The organism is Mesorhizobium sp. WSM3879 (assembly GCF_002294915.1).
Lineage (GTDB): Bacteria > Pseudomonadota > Alphaproteobacteria > Rhizobiales > Rhizobiaceae > Mesorhizobium.
Window position 1 is genome coordinate 237,588 of the sequence record NZ_NSFZ01000002.1, and the last position, 20,873, is coordinate 258,460.

The window sequence follows — 20,873 nt, forward strand, 5'->3', positions numbered from 1 at the left end:
GACTTACTCCTCGCCCTTGCCCTCAGAAATCGCCTGGCCGGCGATCTTGCTCAGCAGCGGTTCGTTGTTCAGAAGCTGCGCGATGCGCTTTTCGGCGTCGACGCGGCCGTCCATGAAGCCGAGCAGCTCTTCGAGCTGCCGGCGCATCTTGAGAATCTCGGCCAACTGCGGGACCTGCTCGGCGATCTTGTCCGGCGCGAAATCGCCCATCTTGGAGAAGGTGAGATCGATCGCGAGCTCTTCGTCCCGCTCGGCGCCCTCGGCTTGCGGGAGTGTGTTCTTTACCCGCGCCTTCACCCGCGGTCCCATGGCCTCCATGAACTTCGGGAAGCGGTTGGCGTCGGTTTCGACGAAGTTGCGGTCGAGCACCGACTTCACCGCTTCCTTGGTCTGTGAAGCGCCGGAAAGATCGGCCATCACGGCCATGACGAACGGCAGTTCGATCGTTGTCGGGCTGCCGTAGGTCTCGACGTCATAGGCGATCTGCACGCGCGGGGCGCGGTTTCTTTCGATGACCTTCGCTTTGCTCTCTGCTGGCATGCTTGTTACCTTTCATCCTTCTGGGCCGGCTTCTTCGGATCGGGGACACCGGCAAGAAGCCGGAACTCCTTCAGCCCCGACGGGGCAAGATCTTCCATCAGTTCCACGAAATCCATGTGCACCATGCGGCGCACGCGGCGGGCGAGATGCGGGATCGGGCTCGACGGCTCGGTGCGGTCATAAAAGGCGACGACGAGATCCAGGCATTTGACGACGTCGTCGCGCGAGGTGATCCGGTCGGGCAGCCCGGCGCCCGGTTCCGCATAGCTTGCGACACTTGCCATCGATTCGGCTCCCCTCGCTTCGGCGCCCATCCTTTCGCCACCATGGCCGTTTGGGCCGGGCGCTGCCGGTTCCGCCGGCTGCGGGATCGGCTTTGCGGCGCCGTTCGCCCCGGCACCGGCGGCGGAATTCCGCTCCAGCGTCGTCAGCAAACGCTGCAGGAAGCGTCTCAATTCCGGAATGGCGGGGCCATTGCCGTCGATGCGCTTGTTGAGGGCGGCGTCGACCTCGTCGAGAGCGGCGATCACCGCGCGGGCGTCGGCGAGCAGCGAGGTCATCGCCTCGCCGGCCTGATCGACGTGCGCCTTGCACCCGGTGCGCACCCGGTTCACCAGCTGGTTGTGGCCGCTTACCAGCGCCGCCTTTTCCGCCGCGCCCAGTCCCGAAGCAGCCTCCTGCAGCATGACGTGTTCGTCGAGGCTGCCCTTCTCCAGGTCCTCTCCCTTGATCGGGCCGACCGTGCGCGGCGCAAAGAAGACCATGCCGCGCAGATCCTTGAGCAGCCCGTCCTGGCTGTTTTGCAGGTCGATCAGCGCATTGATGCGCCGCAAGGCAGCCTCGCGCGCCGTGGCGCCAGAGCGCAGTGCCGGATGCATCGTTTCCCAATGCCTGTCGAAGGTTTGGGCGATCAGTGTCAGGCCTTCGGCGAGCCCGCCCAGCTGTTCTTCGTTGGCAAGGGCACGCACAACCAGGACGAGAAGGCGCAGGTCCCGCCCGTGCGACCGCAACTCCTCCGCCTTGGTGAGTACGACGGACCAGTCGACCGGAACATCGACTTCCGATTTGTTGTTTCCTTCGTATTCGACCTTTTTCTGCTGTTCGGTCAGGCGCTCCAGCTCATGAAAGGCCGGGTCGTTACGCAAGTCCTCTCCCGACGGATTTTCACCGTTCAGAGGATTCAGCCAGAGTGCGAGATCAATCACACTAACCCCCAGCCAGCGGCCCTGAGACCCTATGTGACGCAACGTTACCACCGGCCTCGCGTCACGACAATTGAGCAGCTGCTCAAAAACTAACGGATGCTAAACGCGACCGTTTCTTTCAGCAAAACCCATTGCGCGATTACCGGGCCGGGTATGTGAAATGGCTCGCATAGCCCGGACCGCAATTCAGTGTTTCTTGCACGACATTGCAGAGCTTGTGTAACCGGGCAGTGCCGCCCGGATAGATCCAAACGCCTTATCCGTCACGCGGCTTTGTCAAGCCGCCGCTTATATGGCAGGGTACGGTTGGCAGATTGCGGGAGCAAGTTCGAATGGAACAGCGCCGGTCATCGCAGAGCTTCAAGCGTAAGGAACTGGTCGCCAAGCTCAACGCCACGGGGGTGCGCGCCTTCAAGGCCGCGGCCGATACGGCCAAGCTGCGCGGCAATCCTTATGTGGAGCTCGTCCACTTCATCCAGCAACTGGTGCTGTCCGAGCGCTCGGACGTGCAGATGATCATCGCCGATGCCGGGTTGGACGTCAGCCGGCTGACGGCTGACATGACCCGAGCCATCGACAAGCTGCCTTACGGCGCGACCTCCGTCGAGGAATTCTCCGATCACATCTTCCACGCCATCCAGGAAGGCTGGAACCTGGCGACGCTGGAGTTCGGCGTGGAGGAGGTGCGCAGCGCCCATATCCTGCTGGCCTGCCTGAGGACGCCGGTGCTGGAAGGCCTGGTCTCGAAAATCAGCGCCGAATTCGACAAGATCGATGCCGACGGCGTCGTTTCCCGTTTCGCCGACGTGACCGAAGGCTCGCTCGAAGCCGGCACACCTCCCGCCTCTGCCGCCGCCGAACAGCCGATGAAGCGCGGTCCGGGCGGAGATTCGGCGCTGGCCAAATACGCGACCGACCTCACGCTGCGCGCCCGCGACGGCAAGATCGATCCGGTCGTCGGCCGCGACCCGGAAATCCGGCAGATCGTCGACATCCTCATGCGTCGCCGCCAAAACAACCCGATCCTGACCGGCGAGGCCGGCGTCGGCAAGACGGCGGTGGTCGAAGGATTTGCGCTCCGCATCGCCCAGGGCGACGTGCCGCCGACGCTTGAGAATGTCAGCGTGCGCATGCTCGATGTCGGGCTGATGCAGGCGGGCGCCAGCGTCAAGGGCGAGTTCGAGAAGCGGCTGAAGGCGGTCATCGACGAGGTTCAGGCCTCCGAGGTGCCGATTATCCTGTTCATCGATGAGGCGCATACGCTGATCGGCGCTGGCGGTGCCGCAGGCACCGGCGATGCCGCCAATCTTTTGAAGCCGGCGCTGGCGCGCGGCGAGCTGCGCACCATAGCCGCCACGACCTGGGCCGAATACAAGCAGCATATCGAGAAGGACCCGGCGCTGACGCGCCGCTTCCAGGTGGTCAAGATCGAGGAGCCGTCGGAAGCTGTGGCCGTGCTGATGCTGCGCGGCGTCGCCGGCGTCCTGGAGCAGCACCACAAGGTCCAGATACTGGACGAGGCGATCGAGGCGGCGGTCGCGCTCTCGCACCGCTACATTCCGGCCAGGCAACTGCCGGACAAGGCCGTCAGCCTGCTCGACACGGCTTGCGCGCGCGTTGCGGTCTCGCAGCATGCGACGCCGGCCGAGGTCGAGGACATTCTGCGCCGCCGCCAGGCGCTGGAGGTCGAGAGCGGCATCATCGGCCGCGAGGCGGCGATCGGCATCGAGGTCGCCGACCGTCAGGCTCGCGTCGATGCCGGGCTGGCGGAAACCGAGACCACCTTAGCCGCCGCCCAGGCGCGCTGGGATCGCGAGAAAGCACTGGTCGCCGAGATTCTTGACCTGCGCGCTAAACTGCGCGGTGAAGGCGTGCCGCTCGATGCGGCCGAGGGGGCCGGTGAGGAAACCAAAGCGGCTGAGCCGGCTGCGTCCGAAACTCCCGAAGCAAAGGCGCCCGAGAGCAAGGCGGCTGAAACCAAGCCCGCGAAATCCAAGGGCTCGAAAGCCAAGGCGGCGAAGGGCGAGGCGGTCGAGGAGGCGGCCGTTGCCGAGACGATCGCCGAGGGATCGGCCGGTTCGTCTGCCGATCTCGCGCGGCTGCGCGAGCTGATGGCGGAGCTTGCCGCGGCGCAGGGCGAGACGCCGCTGATCCTGCCTTCGGTCGATCGCAATGCGGTCGCCGCCGTGGTGCAGGACTGGACCGGCATCCCGACCGGACGGATGCTGTCCAGCCAGACCGAGAAGGCGCTCAGGCTGGCCGCGACCCTGTCGGAGCGCGTGGTCGGCCAGGACCATGCCATGGAAATGATCGCCAAACGTGTCCAGACCAGCCGCGCCGGCCTCGGCGCGCCGGAAAAGCCGGTCGGCGTATTCCTGCTCTGCGGCCCCTCCGGCGTCGGCAAGACCGAGACCGCGCTGGCGCTTGCCGAGACGCTTTATGGCGGCGAGCAGAACCTGATCTCGATCAATATGTCCGAGTTCCAGGAAGCGCATACCGTCTCGACGCTCAAGGGCGCGCCGCCCGGCTATGTCGGTTACGGCAAGGGCGGCATCCTGACCGAGGCGGTGCGCAGAAAACCCTATTCGGTGATCCTGCTCGACGAGGTCGAGAAGGCGCATCCGGACGTCCACGAGATATTCTTCCAGGTTTTCGACAAGGGCATGATGGACGACAGCGAGGGCCGGCGCATCGATTTCAAGAATACGCTGATCCTGCTCACCTCGAATGTCGGCTCCGACGTCATCATGGACCGCACCAAGAACGGCACCGTGCGGACCGGCATTGACGATCTCGACGCGGCCCTGCGCACGCCGCTGCTGAAAGTTTTCCCGGCCGCCTTCCTCGGTCGGGTGGTCACCATACCCTATTATCCACTGTCGGATTCGATGATCGAGGCGATCGCCCGCCATCAGTTCGGCAAGATCGCGCGGCGGCTTAAAGCAACCAACGATGCCGAACTGGTCATCGGCGACGGCGTCATGGATCTGGTCAAGGCGCGCTGCACCGAGATCGAGTCCGGCGGCCGCATGATCGACGCCATCCTCACCAACACGCTGCTGCCGGAGCTCAGCCGCGGCGTGCTCAACCGCTCGCTGGAGGGCGCGAAGATGACGAAGGTCACCGTCGGCGCGTCCAAGGAAGGTTTTACCTACTCCTTCGAGTAGCCGCAGCAACTCCGGGGAAGGAGTGTAGCGCCCAATCGGGCCAAGCTATTTTGAAGATAGAGGCTGGGAACTTTTGCTCCGCTGGCGATTTTGGATATGCTGCTGACCCGAAATGGCCGGAAAGGTGCCGCCGATGACGAAAAACCTTGCGATCTCCGCTCTCGTTCTGGCCACGGCCATTGGCGTGTCCGGCGCGGCGTTCGCCGGCGACCGGCAGCTCAAGCACCCGGTCGAGCAGGAGCGCTACGTTCCGGCCGAAGGCGACCTCATCGACATCCTGTTCGGCGGACCGCGCTACTATGACGCCATGCTGGTCACTTCGGCGGCGGGCGCGTGTTCATACCACCGGACGGGGCCGGACGCGAACGCGCTGAACAAAATCAACGACCATCACTGCGGAAAATAAGGTCTGCCCCGCGCCCGGCCGTCGGTAAGCCGCGACCGCCTCCATTTCATCATGCCGCGAACTCATCGTTCGCCGAGGTGGCTGGCCGTTGAGCAGCCAGTCCTCAGCCTGCATCGCGGTTGGGCCGCTCTGCCGTCGCACACATTCAGCCCAAACATTGTATACAATAACAAATAAATCTGTTGACAATCTGTCCCAGGCGGCTTCCCATAGGCTATCCGCGCAGCCCATGAGCAAAACAAAAGCGCGATAACCAGAAGGGAACCGATATGATCAACCGACGCTCGACTTTGAAATCGCTGGTGCTTGGCGCCGCCTCGACCCTGGCCATGGCCGCCATAGGCATCCCGTCCGCGCAGGCTGAAAACAAGGAACTGAAGATCGGCTTTGTTGGTGTCACCAGCGGTCCCGCCGCCGCCTGGGGCACGTCCAATGTGCGCTCGATGCAGACGCGCGCCGCCTGGCTCAACGAAAAAGGCGGCGTCAAGATCGGCGACGACACCTACAACATCAACATCGTCACCTTCGACGACCAGAAAGATCCCAAGCGCGCCATCGCCGGCATGGAGAAGATGGCCCAGGAGGGTATCCATTATGTCGTCGGACCCAATGTCGATGACGGCGCTGCTGCGGTGCGCCCTGTCGCCGAGGCCAACGGCATCATCTATTTCCCCTATGCCTTCCCAAAGGCGCTCTACCAGAAGCCGGCCTCGAACGCCGTGCTCGGCATGATCGCCAACTATCAGTCGGGCCCGGCGATCTATAAATACCTCAAAGAAAACAAGGGCGTGAAGACGATCGCCTTTGTCGCCGCGAACGAATCCGACCCGCTCAGCCAGCGTGACAGTGGCGTCGAGGCGGCCAAGGCGCTCGGGCTCGACGTCGTCGCGCAGAACGACACGTACCAGAACGACACCCGCGACTTCACGCCGGTGCTGACCCCGATCGTCGCGCTGAAGCCCGATCTGCTGGTACTGTCCGGCGTGGCGCCGGCCAACGCGCCGCTCCTCATCCGCGCCGCCCGCGAGCTCGGCTTCGAGGGCTTGATCTCGACCGAGACGGCGCAGGACGCCAAGGTTCTGGAGGAGGGCGCCGGCGAATACGCCAACGGCTTCATTTCCGTCGGCGGTGCGTCGACGCCGGAGATCGCTTCGGATGAGATGAAGGAGTTCGTCGCCCGCTACACCAAGATGTTCGGCGAGTATAACGACGAGTCCAACACCAAGGTCTACGCGTTGGAGTACATCATCGAGACGATGAAGGCCAATCCGGCCGCCATCAACAATGTCGACGAATTCAAGAAGACCATGGACACCTTCTCGGCGCCCAACCCCTTCCTGAAGGGCGACGCCAAGCTGAGCTATGTCGGCGCGACCTCCTTCGGCCAGAAGCGTCAGCTAGCCGTGCCGATGGTGGTCAACGAATACAAGGACGGCGCTTTCCAGACCCTGTTCGTCGGCTCCGTCGACTAGGTTTGGGTTCCTAAGGTTACTTCCTCCCGAATGCCGGGGGTCCGGGCGATGCTCGGACCCCGCGGAAGATCGAAGGATCCATGGAACAGGTCATCGCCAACGGATTGTATCTCGGCGCCCAGTACGCGCTGATCGCGCTCGGGCTAACCCTGATCTTCGCCCTGATGAACGTGCTGAATTTCGCCCACGGGCAGATGTACGTTCTGGGCGGGTTCATCACCTATACCGTCTACGGCCAACTCGGCCTGCCTTTCGTGGTGGCGCTGCTGGCCTCCGGCGTGACGCTCGCCGTCATCGGCGCGCTGATGGAGAGATTCCTCTTTCGAACGGTTATCCGCCGCAGTCACCGCGAGGAGAGCACCATGCTGCTCGCCGCGGCGACGGCCTTCTTCTTCGACGCCGTCATCCTGCTCATGTTCGGTGAGAAGCAGCGCGGCGTTCCCAAGATCGTCAAGGGCGTCTTCAACGAAGCCGGCATCATCATGCCTTATGACCGCCTGGTTGTCGGCGCTCTGGCCATCGTCTTCATCGCCGCCTTTGTCCTTTACATGCAGTACAGCCGGGTCGGCCGCGCCATGCGCGCGCTCGCCCAGGACCGTGTCGCGGCCCAGCTGATGGGTGTCAGGGTCGACCGCTATTCGATGATCGGCTTCGCGCTCGGCGCCATGCTGGCGGGCGTTGTCGGCGGCCTGCTGGTCACCATCACCGGCGTCAATTCCGGCATTGGCGGCCCGATCTCGATCAAGGCCTTCCTGATGGTGATGATCGGCGGCGCCGGGGTCGTCGGCGGGGCGATCGCCGGCGGCTTCATCCTCGGCATGATGGAATCGGTCGGCCTCACCGCGCTGCGCGAATATGGCGACGTCACCTACCTCGTCATCTTCGCCGCCCTGATGGTGTTTCTGTCGATCCGCCCCAACGGGCTGATGGGCAAGCCGTGGGGTTGAGCGCGCCATGACCCGCAATCGCAACATGAAGATCGCTTCGGTCGCAACCTTCCTGGCGATCGTCTTCATCGCCGTGCCGGCCGCGATCTCGGCAAGCGGCCGCATCGACCTCTACTACACGCTGACTTCGGTGGCGCTGCTCAGCATCGCCAGCGCCGGCGTGTGGCTCACCTTCTACATCGGCCGCATCAATATCGGCCAGGGCGCCTATGCGCTGATGGGCGGCTATGTCTCGGCCATACTGGTGATGAACCACGGCTGGTCGTTCTGGCTGACGCTGCCTGTCGCCGGTCTCTTCTGCGCCGCCGCGAGCGTGCTGATCGGTCTGCCGATCCTGCGGTTGCGCGGCGTCTATTTCGCCATGGTGACGCTGGTTCTGACTGAGGTCGTGCGGCTCTTGGCGCTGGCGCTGCCGATCACCAACGGCGCCAAGGGCATAGTCAGCATCCCGCTGCCCGGCGCGCTCTCGGTCTTCGGGCTGACCATCATCCCGGACTTCGCCACGCTGCAGAATTCGCGGCTCGCGTTCTACCTGCTGGCGGTCACGCTGATGGTGGGCTGCTTCGCGGTGATGTATCGGCTGGTCAACTCGCGCATCGGCAAGCTCTGCCAGTCGCTGCAGCAGAACGAGGAACTCGCCTCCTCGATCGGCGTCAACATCGCCTATCTGCGCGTCATCGCCTATGCGGTGTCCTCCTTCTTCGGTGGGCTTGCCGGCGCCATCTTCGCCGCCATCTCGCAGTCGATCTATCCGTCGAGCTTCACGGTCACCGATTCCGTCAACTTCATGCTGAACTGCTTCCTCGGCGGCCTCGGCTACGTGTTCGGTCCGATGCTCGGCACGCTGGTGCTCTATTTCGGCTGGGACCTCTTGTTCCAGACCGGCCAGTTCCAGCTCCTGATATATTCCGGCCTGATGATCGTATTGATGCTGGTGCTGCCAAACGGCCTGCTCAGCCTCACGGTTCCGACCCGGAAGAAGGCTTGAGCCATGGCCGAAATGCTCGAAGTTTCCGGCATCACCAAGCGCTTCGGCGGTCTCGTCGCGGTCAACAACGTCTCCTTCTCGGTGCGCGAGAAGGAGATTCTCTCGGTCATCGGTCCGAACGGCGCCGGCAAATCGACGCTGTTCAAGCTGATCTCGTCGTTCCTCAGGCCAACGTCCGGCGAGGTCCGCCTGAAGGGTGAACGCATCTCCGGCATGGCGCCGCATATTGCCGCGCGCAAGGGCGTCGTGCGCACCTTCCAGGAAACGACGATCTTCAAGAACATGAGCGTGCGCGACAACGTCATCATCGCGCATCATCTGCGCTCGAAGGCGAGCCTCGTCGGTTTCTTTCTCGGCACCGGCACGGCCAAGGCAGACGAAGCGGCTTTCGGCCAGTCCGCCGACGAGATCCTGGCGCTGCTCGGCCTGGCTTCGCTTGCCAGCGAGATCGCCCGCAACCTGCCACATGGCCATTTGCGGGCGCTGGGCATCGCCATCGGCCTTGCCACCGATCCCTCGATCCTGCTGCTCGACGAGCCCTTTGCCGGCATGAACCACGAGGAGACGATGCGCATGGTGGCGATGGTGCGGCGCCTGCGCGATCTCGGCCTTACCATCCTGCTCGTCGAGCACGACATGCCGGCCGTGATGAAGATCTCGGACCGCATCGTGGTGCTCAATTTCGGGCAGAAGATCGCCGAGGGAACACCGTCGGAAATCCAGGCCAACGAGAAGGTCATCGAAGCCTATCTCGGCAGCGAAGACGAGGCGATCGGGCTATGAACCAGATCCTGAACTTCGCCGGCGTCGAACTCTATTACGATCACGTCTATGCGCTGAAGGGCGTCTCGCTCGAGGTCAATGAGGGTGAGACCGTCGCGCTGATCGGCGCCAACGGCGCCGGCAAGTCGTCGATCCTGCGCGCCATCACCGGGCTCAACCGGATAAGGTCCGGCGAGATCCACTACAGCGGCAAGCGCATCGACGGCGCCGCCCCAGACGAGATCGTCAAGATGGGCATCGCCATGGTGCCGGAAGGGCGCCGCGTCTTTCCCTATATGACGGTCAGGGACAACCTTTTGATGGGTGCCTTCACGCGCTCGAGCAAGGCCGAGATCGCGGCGACCTTGGAGATGGTGCTGGGGCGCTTTCCCCGGCTGAAGGAGCGCTTCTCCCAAGCTGCCGGCACGATGAGCGGCGGCGAACAGCAGATGCTGGTCATCGGCCGCGCGCTGATGGCCAAGCCGAAGCTTTTGCTGCTCGACGAGCCGTCGCTCGGAGTCGCGCCAAGACTTGTCCAGGACATCGCCCGCTCGATTGTCGCCATCAACCGCGACGAGAAGGTCAGCGTTCTGTTGGTCGAGCAGAATTCCCGCATGGCGCTTCGCATTTCGCAGCGCGCCTATGCGCTGACCACCGGCAGCGTCGCCCTGAGCGGCAACTCCGCCGAATTGCTGAGCGACGACCGGGTCAAGCGTCTTTATCTCGGCGGCGAGATCTGAGGCTGATTTTAATGCGCATACTCGTCATCAACCCCAACACGACCGCGTCGATGACCGGCAAGATCGGCAAGGCGGCGACAAGCGTCGCCTCATCAGGAACCGAAATCGTCGCTGTCAATCCGGCCGATGGTCCGCCGAGCATCGAGGGCTATTTCGACGAGGTGTTCGCCGTACCGGGCATCATCGCCGAGCTGAGCAAGGCGCCGGCGGCGGACGCCTATGTGATCGCCTGCTTCGACGATACCGGGCTCGACGCCGCGCGCTGCGCGACCGAAGCGCCGGTCATCGGCATCGGCGAGGCGGCCTTCCATCTCGCCAGCCTTGTCGCCGGCAAGTTCAGCGTCGTCACCACGCTCGCCCGCTCAGTCCCCGCCATCGAGCACAACCTTGCGAAATACGGTCTTTCCTCGCGCTGCGCCAAAGTGCGCTCGTCGGAAGTCGCCGTGCTCGAGCTTGAACGGCCAGGCTCGAACGCCAGGCATCGGATCTCGGACGAGATCGCGCGCGCCATTCGCGAGGATCACGCCGAGGCGATCGTGCTGGGCTGCGCCGGCATGGCCGACCTTGCGCACAGCCTGTCGGAAGAGCATGGCGTTCCGGTGCTTGACGGCGTCGTCTGCGCCGTCACCCTGGCCGAGAGCCTGTTCAAGGTCGGCTTGAAGACATCGAAGATCGGCGGCTATGCCGCCCCGCGAGGCAAGCGTTTCGCGGGTATCTTCGCTTCGGCGTCTCCCCCGGGCGCCGGTTCGCCTGGGTAAACGTGGCCCCGGGAGATCGGTCCCGCGGGATTGACCGGGGCGCGAGCGCCATTAGATTGGACCGGCCGCTGGCGATTTGGGGGCAGAGCGGGCCGCGTCGGGCCTGCGCATTGAAAGCATGTTGACGGTACTCAGAGAAGACGATCGCGACGACAAGCCGGCAGCGCGCTGGTCGCCGATCTACTATGGGCTGAGAGACGCCATCGTCAGCCATCGTCTCGCCCCGGGCACCAAGCTGCCGGAGGACGAGCTGGCGTCGATCTATTCGGTGAGTCGCACCGTCGTCCGCGCCGCCTTGCAGGCCCTTGCGCATGACCGGCTGGCGCGGCTGGAGCCCAACCGCGGTGCCTTCGTCGCGCAGCCCTCGAAGATCGAGGCGCGCGAAGTGTTCGAGGCAAGGGCGCTGATCGAGCCCAAGGTGGCGGCGCTCGCCGCCAAGGCGGCGGTGCCCTCCGACATCGCGCAATTGCGAATGCACCTGGAGAAGGAGCATGAGGCGCTGCATGCCGGTCGCGACAGCGACGCCATCATGCTGTCGGCGCGCTTCCATGTCGGCATCGCCGAGATCGCGGCGCATTCGGTATTCACCAACTTCGTGCGCGACCTCGTCTCGCATTCCTCGCTGATCATCGCGCTCTACTGGAAACGCCGCGACGCGACCTGCGAGAAACATGCCCATCACGCACTGGTCGACGCCATTGAAGCCGGCGACAGCGCCGACGCCGCGGCGCTGATGAACAGCCATCTGGTCGATCTGCTCTCCGGGCTCGATCTCACCGACAAGGTCGAGAAGTCCGACAGCCTCGCTGATCTGCTCCGCGCCTGAAGGAGGCGTGTGCCCCGAGGCCGAGATAGGCTGACATGCCCTTGGCGCGGGTCAGCGCCACCAGCGGCGAGATCAGGCCTTGCTTCACCGTGTCATGCACCTGCGGAAGCGGCACTACCGATACTTTGACGCCGGCCTGCGCTATCGCCACCCCATCCAGTCGTGGATCGCTGCCCGATCGGCCTGATGCGCTAGACCTGGGCCTGCCGTTCCCTCGGCCGTTTTCGGGAGGTCTCGGCGCCGCCTCGATGCCTGATGTGATCGATGAATGCGCGCAGTTTGGGCAGGACCTGATGTTTTTCCGGGTAGTAGAGGAAGACACCCGGCGATGTCGCGGCGAAGGCCGAAAGCAGCGTTTCGAGGCGCCCGTCCGCGAGCGCCGCGGCGGCAATCGGGCTTGGCACCTGGGCAAGCCCGGCGCCCTGGATCGCAGCGCCAAGCAGCGTGGGATAGTCGTGTGCAATGAACGGCCCGGAAACGATTGCCTCGACCGCCTTGTTGCCTTTGGCGAAGCGCCACGGCGCGACCGAACCGTTCGATCGGCGCAGGCGCAGGCAGGCATGGTGGCGCAGATCCTCGATGCGCTCCGGCGTTGTTCGCTGGCGTAGATAGTCGGGACTGCCGACGACCACCATCGGGAAGGACGGCGTCAGCCGAACCGCGACCATGTCGGCCGCGATGAGGTCGCCGAGCCGGATACCGGCGTCGAATCCCTCGGCTGCGAGGTCCGCCAGCTCGCCGCTAGCGACGATCTCCAGCTCGATCTCGGGATAGGCCTGGCAGAAGGACGCGATCATCGGCTCCAGCAGCGTCGGCACCACCGCAGGCGGTACCGACAGGCGCAAAAGCCCAGCCGGCCGCTGGCCGACTTCGCGCGCGACCTCGCTTGCTGCTACCAATTCCTCGAAGGCTGGCCGGGCACGCGAGAAAAAACGCTCGCCGGCTTCGGTCAGGCCGACGCTGCGTGTCGTGCGGACGAACAGCGCGGCGCCGATGCGCGCTTCCAATGTCCGCACCGCCTGGCTGATCGCCGACGGCGTGACGCCGAGCTCCGCCGCCGCCTTGCGGAAATTGCGATGCCTGGCGACGCTCAGGAACGCCTCGACGCCGTCGAGGGCGCCATGCCGGACTGTGAAGTTTTGCTTCATGACCCATTGAGATTATCGCGGATAGTTCCCGGCGCAAAGCGGTCGTATCTGTGTTGTCGATTGGAAGGCTGGAGGGAAGTGGCAATGACGGACGATTTGGATCGCGTGCGGTTGCGGGCGTCGGGGCCGCCGCCTTCGCTAAATCTCTGTTGGAACGCCGTCTCGGTATCCTGAAGGCGGTATTCGAAGCCGTTCCAGCCAATCTCTAACGGGAGGCAAGTATGACGCCGGCGACGATCTTCAACATCCATCTCGTCCTGGGCTACGTCCCGTGGCTGCTCTGCTTCGGCGCCTATATCTGGCCGAGGCTCAGGCTCATGGACCGCGTCGAGGCGCAGCGCGCTATCGCGACGCTGCACAGCTTCCGCTTCTTCGGGCTGGTCTTCCTGGTTCCGGGCGTGGCTGGCCCGAACCTCCCGGCGGACTTCGCGGTCTTTGCCGCCTATGGCGATTTCGCGACCGGGCTGCTGGCCATGCTGGCGCTGCTTGGCGTGAAGCGGTCCTCGATCTTCTGGCCGTCCGTCGCGGCCTTCAATCTGGTGGGAATAGTCGACCTCGTCGGCGACTACTATCACGGCACCGTGCTTCATCTGCCCGAGCAGGCCGGGCAGCTGGGCGCCGCATACGCGATCCCGATCATCTATGTGCCCCTGCTGATGATTACGCACGTGGCCGCCCTTTATCTTCTGGCGCGACCTCAGCCCAAGACCGAGCCGGGCGCGGACAATAGGAAGGCGGGCGGTCTCAGTTCCCTTCGCTCTCCTTCATCCGTTCGATGATCGATCGGGCCGAAGCGCCGGTCGTTTCGCCGAGCTTCGTTTGCTCATTCTGCACCATCGCCAGCGACGTTCCCGGCTCGCCCTCCCACAGGATCAGGCTTGCCGCGCCGACCAGCCCGGCGCGATCGCCGAGCTCGGCCGGCACGATCGGCACGTTGCGATAGGCTTGCATGGCGCGTTCCTCGACCGTCGCCCTGATGCCCGGCGCCAGCAGATCGAACCCGTTTGCGAGGCCGCCCCCCATGACGATCAGGTCCGGCGAATAGAGATGCAGGAGATTGGTGAAGCCGATGCCCAGCCATTTCGCCTCGGTCTCGACCAGTTCGCAGGCGGCCGCGTCGCCGGCGCGCGCGGCATTCACGACATGCCGGGCCGAGACGTCGCCGTCGTCGGAAAGACGTCTGAGCACCGAGCCGTCCCCTGGCTTGGTGAGGCGGGTCGCCCGGCGCCCGAGCGCGGTGCCGGAAGCAACGGCCTCGAAGCAGCCGACGTTGCCGCAAAAACAGCGGTCGCCTTCGCCGGTGATGGTCATGTGGCCGATCTCGGCCGCGAGCCCGCGCCTTCCATGGTAGATGTGGCCATCAGCGACCACGCCGCCGCCGATGCCGGTCGAGACGGTGACGAAGACCAGCGAGCCCGCGCCGCGGCCGGCGCCGAAACGCCACTCGCCGAGCGCCGCGGCATTGGCGTCGTTCTCCAGCCGTACCGGCAAGCCGAACTGGCGGCTGAGGATGTCGATCAGCGGCACGTTGTGCCAGCCGGCGAGCGTCGGCGGCCCGATGACGATGCCTGCCTTGGGGTCGAGCGGCCCCGGCGCGCACATTCCGATGCCGCTGACCTTTGCCTGCGGGTGTTCTTTAAGCAGCCTGTCCGCCAGCGCGATGATCTGGCCGATGACCGCTTCCGATCCGGCGCCGGCGAGCGTCGGCGCCGAGACGCGCTTGACAACCTCGCCACTGCGCTCGACCAGCGCGCCGCGCAGCTCCGTGCCGCCGAGATCGAAGGCAAGGGCGATCGTGCTCATCAGGCGGCGGCCTTCAGTCCATGCAGCCAGGCCATGCGCTGGGCGAGATCGGGATCGCCGAAAGCGAGCGAGCCCAGCACCACCGTGTCGGCGTCGGCGGCGCGCAGCAGCGGCACCGTCTCATGGCGGATGCCGCCATCGGCGGCGAGCCGGATGTCGGCCTCGCGGCCGGCCTTCCTCATCAGCGCGCGAGCCTCGATCAGCCTTGGGCAGGCCTCCTCGGACAGGCTCTGTCCCTTGACCCCGATCGAGGTGCCGAGCAGCGTCACGAAGGCCACGCGTGGCAGGAACGGCTCGATCGCTTCAACCGGCGTCTCCAGCCGCAGCACCACGCCGGCCTCTGCGCCGAGCTCGCGCGCCAGCTTCACGGCGCGCAAGCCTGCCGCGCCGTTCTCGGCATGGATGGTGACGAGATCGGCACCAGCCTCGATGAACTGGCGCGTCTGAGCCTCGACGATCTCGGCCTCGACCATCAGATGAACGTGGATCGGCTTCGCCGTCAGCCTGGCGATGCGCGCCACCATGTCGGGGAAGAACAAGAAGCCGGGGGTGAAGCGGGCGTCCGCCACGTCGATGTGGTGCAGATCGGCATGGGGTTCGATGCGATTCAGGTCGCGCTCCATATTGGCGAGATCCGCCGACCACAGCGAGAATTCGCCGATAAGCCGGTTGCGCGGCAGTGCGGCTATTGCCGCGGGTCCGGAGACGGGTTTGGCGGTCATGACGGAATGAGGCTCCGGGCATTCGAGTTGGACTGGAGGAAGGAACTGATCTGCTCGTGCAGTTCGATGAAATGTCTGGCGCTGTTGCGCGCCTTCGGCGTGATTTCGGCGAAGACCGCGTGCGGCATCGCGGCGGCAAGCGTGTAGGCGCTCGACAGCGGATGCACCGCGTCCATCGCGTTGCCGACGACCAGCCCAGGAATTTCGAGCGCCGCGACGTCGCGGTCGCAAACGCCTGGACCGTCGCTGGCGATGTCGGCGAGCACTTGCGCGAACTCCTTGGCGTCGGGCCGGTCGAAATAGCCGAGCAGCGAGGACAGATTGTCGGGCGCCTCGCGGTAGAGCCGCGTGGCCGTGTCCGATCGTGCGAAGATCGTCCGTCCTTTGTCGGTCCCGTGTTCCAGGATGAGCTCGGCGGCCTCGGTGATCGGCCGCATGTTCTGCGGTGCCGGCGAAAACGTCCATGCCGGCCGCACCAGGACCAGGGCGGCGACGCGCCGCGGATGACGGCAGGCGAGGCGAAGCGCGATCGCGGCGCCCATCGAGACGCCGCCGGCAACGAAGCGGTCGAGGCCGGCACGATCGGCGGCGGCAAGCACATCGTCAGCGAAGATTTCGAACGAGAACGGCCGCCGCTTGCCGAGCCCAGAGCCGCCATGCCCGCGGCATTCCAGCGTGACGCGCCGGAAGCCTGCGGGGAAAGTCTGCGCGACCTGCGCCTCGCCGCCGCCGAGCCCATGCTGAAAGACGACCGCCAGGCCTTCGCCGGTGTCGGTCATATGCAGCGTGGCGCCGTCGCGCAGCAGCGTGCCCATCACATGAGCCCCTTGAGGAAGCGGGCGACGCGCGGCGCTTCCTCGGCCGAAAGCCCATGCGTCACCAGCGGCCCGTCGAAGCCTGTGGCCCTCAGGCGAGCGACGAAGTCGTCGAAGTCGACCACGCCTTGTCCGGCCGTGGCGAAGCGCCCGTCGGCGAAGCGGTCCTTGGCGTGCGCCAAAGAGACATGACCCGCCGTGCGCTCGACCGCTTCGGCAACGATGCCGCGTGCCTCGTCGGCATTCGCTCGCTCGAACAGATTGGCAGGGTCGAGCACGATGCGCAGCCGGTTCGAACCCATCTCGGAAATCAGCTGCACGGCGTCATCGGCGGAGGTCACGATGTTGGCTTGCTCCGGCTCGATGCCGAGATCGACGCCGTGGCGCTCGGCGAGCTGAAGCGCCTTCTCCATTTCCCGCGCCATGTCGGCCCAAGCCGAGGGATCGGCATTGTCGGGGTGGTGCGCCCATTGGTCCTCGGCGTTGCGCGTTCCGGTGCACAGTGTCACCAGCGGGATCGAAAGCCTGGCGGCTGCCTCAATGACCACCCCGAGCCGCCGCAGCCCGTCATCACGCACCCGGCTGTCCGGATGCGCCATGTTGTAGGTTCCCGACAGCGCGACGAGACCGACGCCGCTAGCCTTAGCGGCGGCATCGATCGTACGGATCGCTTCGTCGGGAACATCGTCCGGCATCGACGGCAGGCCGGCGCAGGCAAGGTTGAACTGGGTGACTGCGAAGCCCGCTTCGCGAACGGCGGCGAGCACGCCGGCCGGCTCGCCGCCTGGAAAAGTCTTGGCGAACACCCCGACCTGCATCAGATCGCTCCGGTGACGCCGGCGAGCTCAACGCGCTGGCCGCTTTCGACCGAGCGGGCGATCGCCACCATGGCGCGGATCGAAGCGAGCCCGTCCTCCACGGTAGCGCCGCGCTGCGGCGCGCCGTTGAGCACCGTGTCGGCGAGGCCTTCCAGTTGGCGGCGGAAGAAGTGGCCGTCGGCGCCGAGCGGCTTGCGCGACGTCGCGTCCTTCTCATGAAAAATGTCGACCTCGCTGGCGCGCAAATACCAGGGATTGAAGGTCTTCGCGATCACCGAGCCGTTCTCGCCATAGAGTTGAAAGCCCTCGTGCCAGTCCATGCGCACCGCAACGGTCAGGTCGAGATGGCCGAGCGCGCCATTGGCGAACTCCGTCTCGACGAACCAGCAATAAGCGCCGAAGCGTTCGTTGAGCCGCGCGCGCACGGCGGTGATTTCGCCGCACAGGAAGCGCGCCGTGTCGACCAGATGCGAGCCATGCGCCAGCATGAAATACTGTCTCAGGTCCGCCTTCGGATTGCCGGCCGGCTTCCTCGCCAGCTTGCTGGTGACGGGCAGCGGCTGCACGGCGTCGGTATTGGTGTAGCGATGGGTGGAATCGCAATACCAGGCCTTCAGCGCCAAGATCTCGCCCATCTCGTCGCGCACGAAATCGCGCGCCGCCTCCAGCGCCGGGTCGAAGCGCTTCATATGCCCGACCTGAAGCACCTTGCCGGAGCGCTTGGCCGCTTCCGCCAGCCTCTCGCCTTCTTCGACGGAAATGCCGATCGGCTTTTCGCAAAGCACGTGCTTGCCTGCTTCGAGCGCCTTGATCGACATCGGCACGTGGTAGGCGTCGGACGTCGCGACGATCACCGCCTCCAACTTGGGGTCGGCGAGCATCTCGTCATAGTCGCCATACATTTTTTCGGGCTCGTAGGTGGCGCTCATGCGCGCAAGCAGGTCGGGCGCCGCGTCGCAGATCGCGTAGAGGTCGGCATTGGCTGCCTTCACGCAGGATTCCAGATGCGCGAACTGCGCGATCGGCCCGCAGCCGAGCACACCGACACGAAGACGAGGGTCTTGTTTGCGGATCATCGCCTCAAGCCCCGTAGCCGCGCATGGTCTGGCGATTGGTCTTCACCGCGCCAGCCGGATCGGCGGCGGCGGTTTCGGATTCCTCCTCCAGCACCAGCCAGCCGCTGAAGTTGGGCGCGGCGCTGGCGATCTCGATCACCTTAGCCGTGTCGCAGACACCCTGGCCGAGCATCGCCCAACTGCCGTTGGCATCGACGTCTTTCAGATGCACATAGCGAATGCGGTCGCGATAGGTGGTGAGCGTATCGGCCATGTCCTGACGGCCGCGCAGGATGTGGCCGGTGTCCGGCACCCAGCCGACCAGCGACGCATCGATCAGCCCGAAGATGCGGTCATAGTCGGCGCGGTCGAAAAGCAAAGTGTTGTGGTGCGAGCTCGGATGGACCGCGACCTGGACGCCGGCCTTGCGGCCGAGCTCGCCGGCCTTGTTGTAGACCTCGGCGGCGATGGCGAATTTGTGGTCGCGCGGGCCGTCGGAGACGACGGTTGCCGAGCCCATCGACACCAGCGCTCCCGGAAAGGCGGCGGCGAAGTCGATCCAGCGACCGGCGGTTTCGAGGTCCTCGCCGATTTTCTCCTTGAGCGTGAAGCCGCTCTTCGAGCCGAAGGCGAACGAGACCAGCATGAGGCCGGATGCCTTCAACGCGGCGGCGAACTCCGCAGGCTTGCCGGCATAGCGACCGATCATCGTGTCGGTGATCTCGATGCCGGCATAGCCGCCGTCGGAAATCGCCTTGATGAGATCGTCCGGGCCGCCGCCAAAACGGTCGCCGAGCATCTCCCAGGTAAAAGTCTGGCAGCCGACTTTGAGGTCTTTCACGTTCATTCTTTCATTCCTTGATACCGCCCATTCCTTGGTGTCGCTCTGCGTCTTCATGGGAGGGACGTCCTACTTGACCGAGCCCGCGGTCATGCCTGCGAGGAAGAATCTCTGGGCAACGAGGTAGATGAGCAAAAGCGGTAACGAGCCGAGCACGCTCATCGCCATCATCTGGTTCCATTCGAAGGCGTGCTGCCCCATCAACAGCTGGATGCCGATCGGCACGGTGCGCATGGACGTCGACTTGGTCAGCGTCAGCGCAAAGAGAAATTCGTTCCAGCACAACAGGAAGGTGTAGACAGACGTCGCCACGATACCAGGCAGCGAGATCGGCACGATCACCCGCCAAAGCGCTGTCCAACTGGTGCCGCCGTCGACAGCCACCGCTTCATCGAGATCGCGGGGCAAGGTGTTGAGATATCCCGTCATCAGCAGGATCGCGTAGGGCAGCGTAAACACCAGGTAAGTCAGGATCAGCGCGATATAGGTGTCGAAGATGCGATACGAGACGACAAGCCCGAAGAAGGGGATGAGAAGCGTGATCGGCGGAATCGTCTGCGTGCTGATGATGAGTGTGTTCAGGCTGCCCTTGCCGCGAAAGTTGAAGCGGCTGAACCCGTAGGCCGCCAGCAAGGCGATCAGCACCGTCAGCACGGTCACCGCTGCCGCCACGAAGTAGCTGTTGAAGAAGAAGCGCAGCTTTACCGGGTCGCCAACGATGGCTGCGTACGCTTCCAGCGTGAAGGCCTTCGGCAGGATGGTTGGTGGCAGGGCAAAGATTTCGGTATTCGACTTGAACGAGCTGCTGAGCATCCAGTAGATCGGGAAGGCCGCGAAAAAGAGCCCCGCGACAAGCGCTACATGGAGCGCGACGGTGATCAGCCTGTCTTTCGGCGTGTGCCTTTTCCTCATGGTGACTATCGAGCCTTTTGATAACGGATGTAGAACAGCGTCAGGCCAAGCGAGATCAGCAGGATGACCACAGCGCTCGCCGACGCCTGAGACAGGTTGTAGCTCGAAAACGCCAGCTTATAGGTGTAGGTGCTGAGGACCTCGGTCGAGTAGATCGGACCACCGCCCGTCGTTATCCAGATCAATGGGAAGACCTGCATGGTCCAGATGAAGTCGAGCAGCGAGATGCTGATGATGATCGGCATCAACTGCGGGATGGTGATGAAGATCAGCTTCTGGTAGGCCTTGGCGCCGTCGATATCGGCGGCCTCGTAGAAATCCTTGGGAATGCCCTGCAGCCCTGCGAGCAGGCTGACCATGAAAAGCGGGTACCCCGCCCAGATATTGGCGAAGGTGACGGCGTGCAGCGCGGTCTCGGGCGAGGAAAACCACTCGACCTTGGAACCGATGATGCCCATCTGCATGAGAATGCTGTTCACGACCCCGTTCGGCTCAAGCAGGAGGCGCCAGATCACGGCGATAATCACCGCAGTGAACAGCCAAGGCAGTATGTAGAGCACGCGCAGAATATTGCGCAGCGTCGGATTGATGCGGTCGCTGTTCAGCATGAGTGCGAAGACCATGCCGATGGTCATGTGGAAAACGACACTCATGCAAGTGAAGTAGAGCGTGTGCCACAGCGAAGCCCAAAACACCGGATCTGCGAAGATCGCCTGGTAATGTTTCAGTCCGGCAAAGGATGGGTCGCGACGCAGCACCGCGCTGTTCTGGAACGAATAGGCAATCACCGTCACCATCGGCAGCAGCATCAGAAGACCGATTATGAGGAGCGAGGGCGACAGATAGAGATAGGGTGCGACCGCTCGTTTCAGTCTGTGATGGGAGCGCTTCTGCGGGGTCATGTGCCAACCTTGAAATACGCCTTCAAGAGAAGGTGAGCTTCGGAAC

The 20,873-nt window shown here is 64.4% G+C and carries 21 protein-coding genes and 1 pseudogene; 10 read left to right on the forward strand and 12 right to left on the reverse strand.

All coding sequences use genetic code 11. From position 1 onward, the window contains the following. Positions 1 to 3: 3 nt before the first annotated feature. Positions 4 to 540, reverse strand: a complete 537-nt coding sequence (tssB, locus tag CK218_RS04540; RefSeq protein WP_066989057.1) for a type VI secretion system contractile sheath small subunit — start codon at positions 538 to 540, stop codon at positions 4 to 6. A 5-nt stretch (positions 541 to 545) separates the two neighbouring features. Continuing rightward, positions 546 to 1,745: a type VI secretion system protein TssA gene (gene tssA, locus CK218_RS04545; protein WP_095776298.1), complete on the reverse strand. Its 1,200-nt coding sequence runs from the start codon at positions 1,743 to 1,745 to the stop codon at positions 546 to 548. A 332-nt stretch (positions 1,746 to 2,077) separates the two neighbouring features. On the opposite strand from tssA, the gene tssH reads away from it, so the two are divergent. From tssH to CK218_RS04590, 9 genes are all read left to right on the forward strand, one after another. Beyond that, positions 2,078 to 4,912 (forward strand): type VI secretion system ATPase TssH, encoded by a 2,835-nt coding sequence (tssH, locus tag CK218_RS04550; RefSeq protein ID WP_095827005.1) that lies wholly within the window; start codon positions 2,078 to 2,080, stop codon positions 4,910 to 4,912. A 112-nt stretch (positions 4,913 to 5,024) separates the two neighbouring features. Further along, positions 5,025 to 5,318: a hypothetical protein gene (locus CK218_RS04555; protein ID WP_245425893.1), complete on the forward strand. Its 294-nt coding sequence runs from the start codon at positions 5,025 to 5,027 to the stop codon at positions 5,316 to 5,318. A 269-nt stretch (positions 5,319 to 5,587) separates the two neighbouring features. After that, entirely contained in the window at positions 5,588 to 6,790 is a 1,203-nt protein-coding gene (locus CK218_RS04560) for an ABC transporter substrate-binding protein (protein WP_066989051.1), read from the forward strand. An 80-nt stretch (positions 6,791 to 6,870) separates the two neighbouring features. Beyond that, on the forward strand, positions 6,871 to 7,737 hold the full coding sequence (locus tag CK218_RS04565; RefSeq protein ID WP_066989049.1) for a branched-chain amino acid ABC transporter permease: 867 nt from the start codon (positions 6,871 to 6,873) through the stop codon (positions 7,735 to 7,737). 7 nt (positions 7,738 to 7,744) lie between these two features. After that, a complete protein-coding gene (locus tag CK218_RS04570) occupies positions 7,745 to 8,725 on the forward strand; it encodes a branched-chain amino acid ABC transporter permease (RefSeq protein ID WP_095781824.1) in 981 nt (326 codons plus the stop codon). Positions 8,726 to 8,728: 3 nt separating this feature from the next. Next, on the forward strand, positions 8,729 to 9,508 hold the full coding sequence (locus CK218_RS04575; RefSeq protein ID WP_095776295.1) for an ABC transporter ATP-binding protein: 780 nt from the start codon (positions 8,729 to 8,731) through the stop codon (positions 9,506 to 9,508). Further along, entirely contained in the window at positions 9,505 to 10,227 is a 723-nt protein-coding gene (locus tag CK218_RS04580) for an ABC transporter ATP-binding protein (RefSeq protein WP_095827006.1), read from the forward strand. Before CK218_RS04575 ends, CK218_RS04580 begins: the two co-directional genes overlap by 4 nt. An 11-nt stretch (positions 10,228 to 10,238) precedes the next feature. Further along, the gene (locus CK218_RS04585) at positions 10,239 to 10,985 is read left to right on the forward strand and encodes an aspartate/glutamate racemase family protein (protein WP_095827007.1); all 747 of its coding nucleotides are present in this window, start codon (positions 10,239 to 10,241) and stop codon (positions 10,983 to 10,985) included. Positions 10,986 to 11,103: 118 nt separating this feature from the next. After that, on the forward strand, positions 11,104 to 11,811 hold the full coding sequence (locus tag CK218_RS04590) for a GntR family transcriptional regulator (RefSeq protein ID WP_066989406.1): 708 nt from the start codon (positions 11,104 to 11,106) through the stop codon (positions 11,809 to 11,811). Between the two features lie 7 nt (positions 11,812 to 11,818). On the opposite strand, the pseudogene CK218_RS31040 reads toward CK218_RS04590, so the two are convergent. Together CK218_RS31040 and CK218_RS04600 are read right to left on the reverse strand one after the other, a co-directional pair. Further along, positions 11,819 to 11,953 (reverse strand): annotated as a pseudogene (locus CK218_RS31040) (NAD-dependent dehydratase); the annotation flags it as partial. 49 nt (positions 11,954 to 12,002) lie between these two features. Beyond that, positions 12,003 to 12,959, reverse strand: coding sequence for a LysR family transcriptional regulator (locus tag CK218_RS04600; protein ID WP_095827008.1), 957 nt, complete (start codon positions 12,957 to 12,959; stop codon positions 12,003 to 12,005). A gap of 221 nt (positions 12,960 to 13,180) precedes the next feature. On the opposite strand from CK218_RS04600, the gene CK218_RS04605 reads away from it, so the two are divergent. Next, complete coding sequence (locus tag CK218_RS04605; RefSeq protein WP_245434889.1) at positions 13,181 to 13,738, forward strand: hypothetical protein; 558 nt, start codon at positions 13,181 to 13,183, stop codon at positions 13,736 to 13,738. Here the strand turns inward: CK218_RS04605 and CK218_RS04610 are convergent. The 8 genes from CK218_RS04610 to CK218_RS04645 form a co-directional block, all read right to left on the reverse strand. Next, positions 13,704 to 14,762, reverse strand: coding sequence for an ROK family protein (locus tag CK218_RS04610; RefSeq protein WP_245430550.1), 1,059 nt, complete (start codon positions 14,760 to 14,762; stop codon positions 13,704 to 13,706). The genes CK218_RS04605 and CK218_RS04610 overlap by 35 nt on opposite strands. After that, complete coding sequence (locus CK218_RS04615; protein ID WP_095827009.1) at positions 14,762 to 15,484, reverse strand: ribulose-phosphate 3-epimerase; 723 nt, start codon at positions 15,482 to 15,484, stop codon at positions 14,762 to 14,764. Before CK218_RS04615 ends, CK218_RS04610 begins: the two co-directional genes overlap by 1 nt. Beyond that, complete coding sequence (locus CK218_RS04620; RefSeq protein WP_066989033.1) at positions 15,481 to 16,299, reverse strand: alpha/beta hydrolase; 819 nt, start codon at positions 16,297 to 16,299, stop codon at positions 15,481 to 15,483. The genes CK218_RS04615 and CK218_RS04620 overlap by 4 nt, the downstream gene beginning before the upstream one ends. Next, on the reverse strand, positions 16,299 to 17,117 hold the full coding sequence (locus CK218_RS04625; protein ID WP_095827010.1) for a sugar phosphate isomerase/epimerase: 819 nt from the start codon (positions 17,115 to 17,117) through the stop codon (positions 16,299 to 16,301). The genes CK218_RS04620 and CK218_RS04625 overlap by 1 nt, the downstream gene beginning before the upstream one ends. Continuing rightward, entirely contained in the window at positions 17,117 to 18,193 is a 1,077-nt protein-coding gene (locus CK218_RS04630; RefSeq protein WP_095827011.1) for a Gfo/Idh/MocA family oxidoreductase, read from the reverse strand. The genes CK218_RS04625 and CK218_RS04630 overlap by 1 nt, the downstream gene beginning before the upstream one ends. Positions 18,194 to 18,197: 4 nt before the next feature. Continuing rightward, positions 18,198 to 19,019, reverse strand: a complete 822-nt coding sequence (locus CK218_RS04635; protein ID WP_095827214.1) for a sugar phosphate isomerase/epimerase — start codon at positions 19,017 to 19,019, stop codon at positions 18,198 to 18,200. A gap of 63 nt (positions 19,020 to 19,082) precedes the next feature. Then, complete coding sequence (locus CK218_RS04640; protein WP_095827012.1) at positions 19,083 to 19,925, reverse strand: carbohydrate ABC transporter permease; 843 nt, start codon at positions 19,923 to 19,925, stop codon at positions 19,083 to 19,085. Between the two features lie 5 nt (positions 19,926 to 19,930). Then, positions 19,931 to 20,827, reverse strand: coding sequence for a sugar ABC transporter permease (locus tag CK218_RS04645; RefSeq protein ID WP_095776286.1), 897 nt, complete (start codon positions 20,825 to 20,827; stop codon positions 19,931 to 19,933). Positions 20,828 to 20,873: the final 46 nt, after the last annotated feature.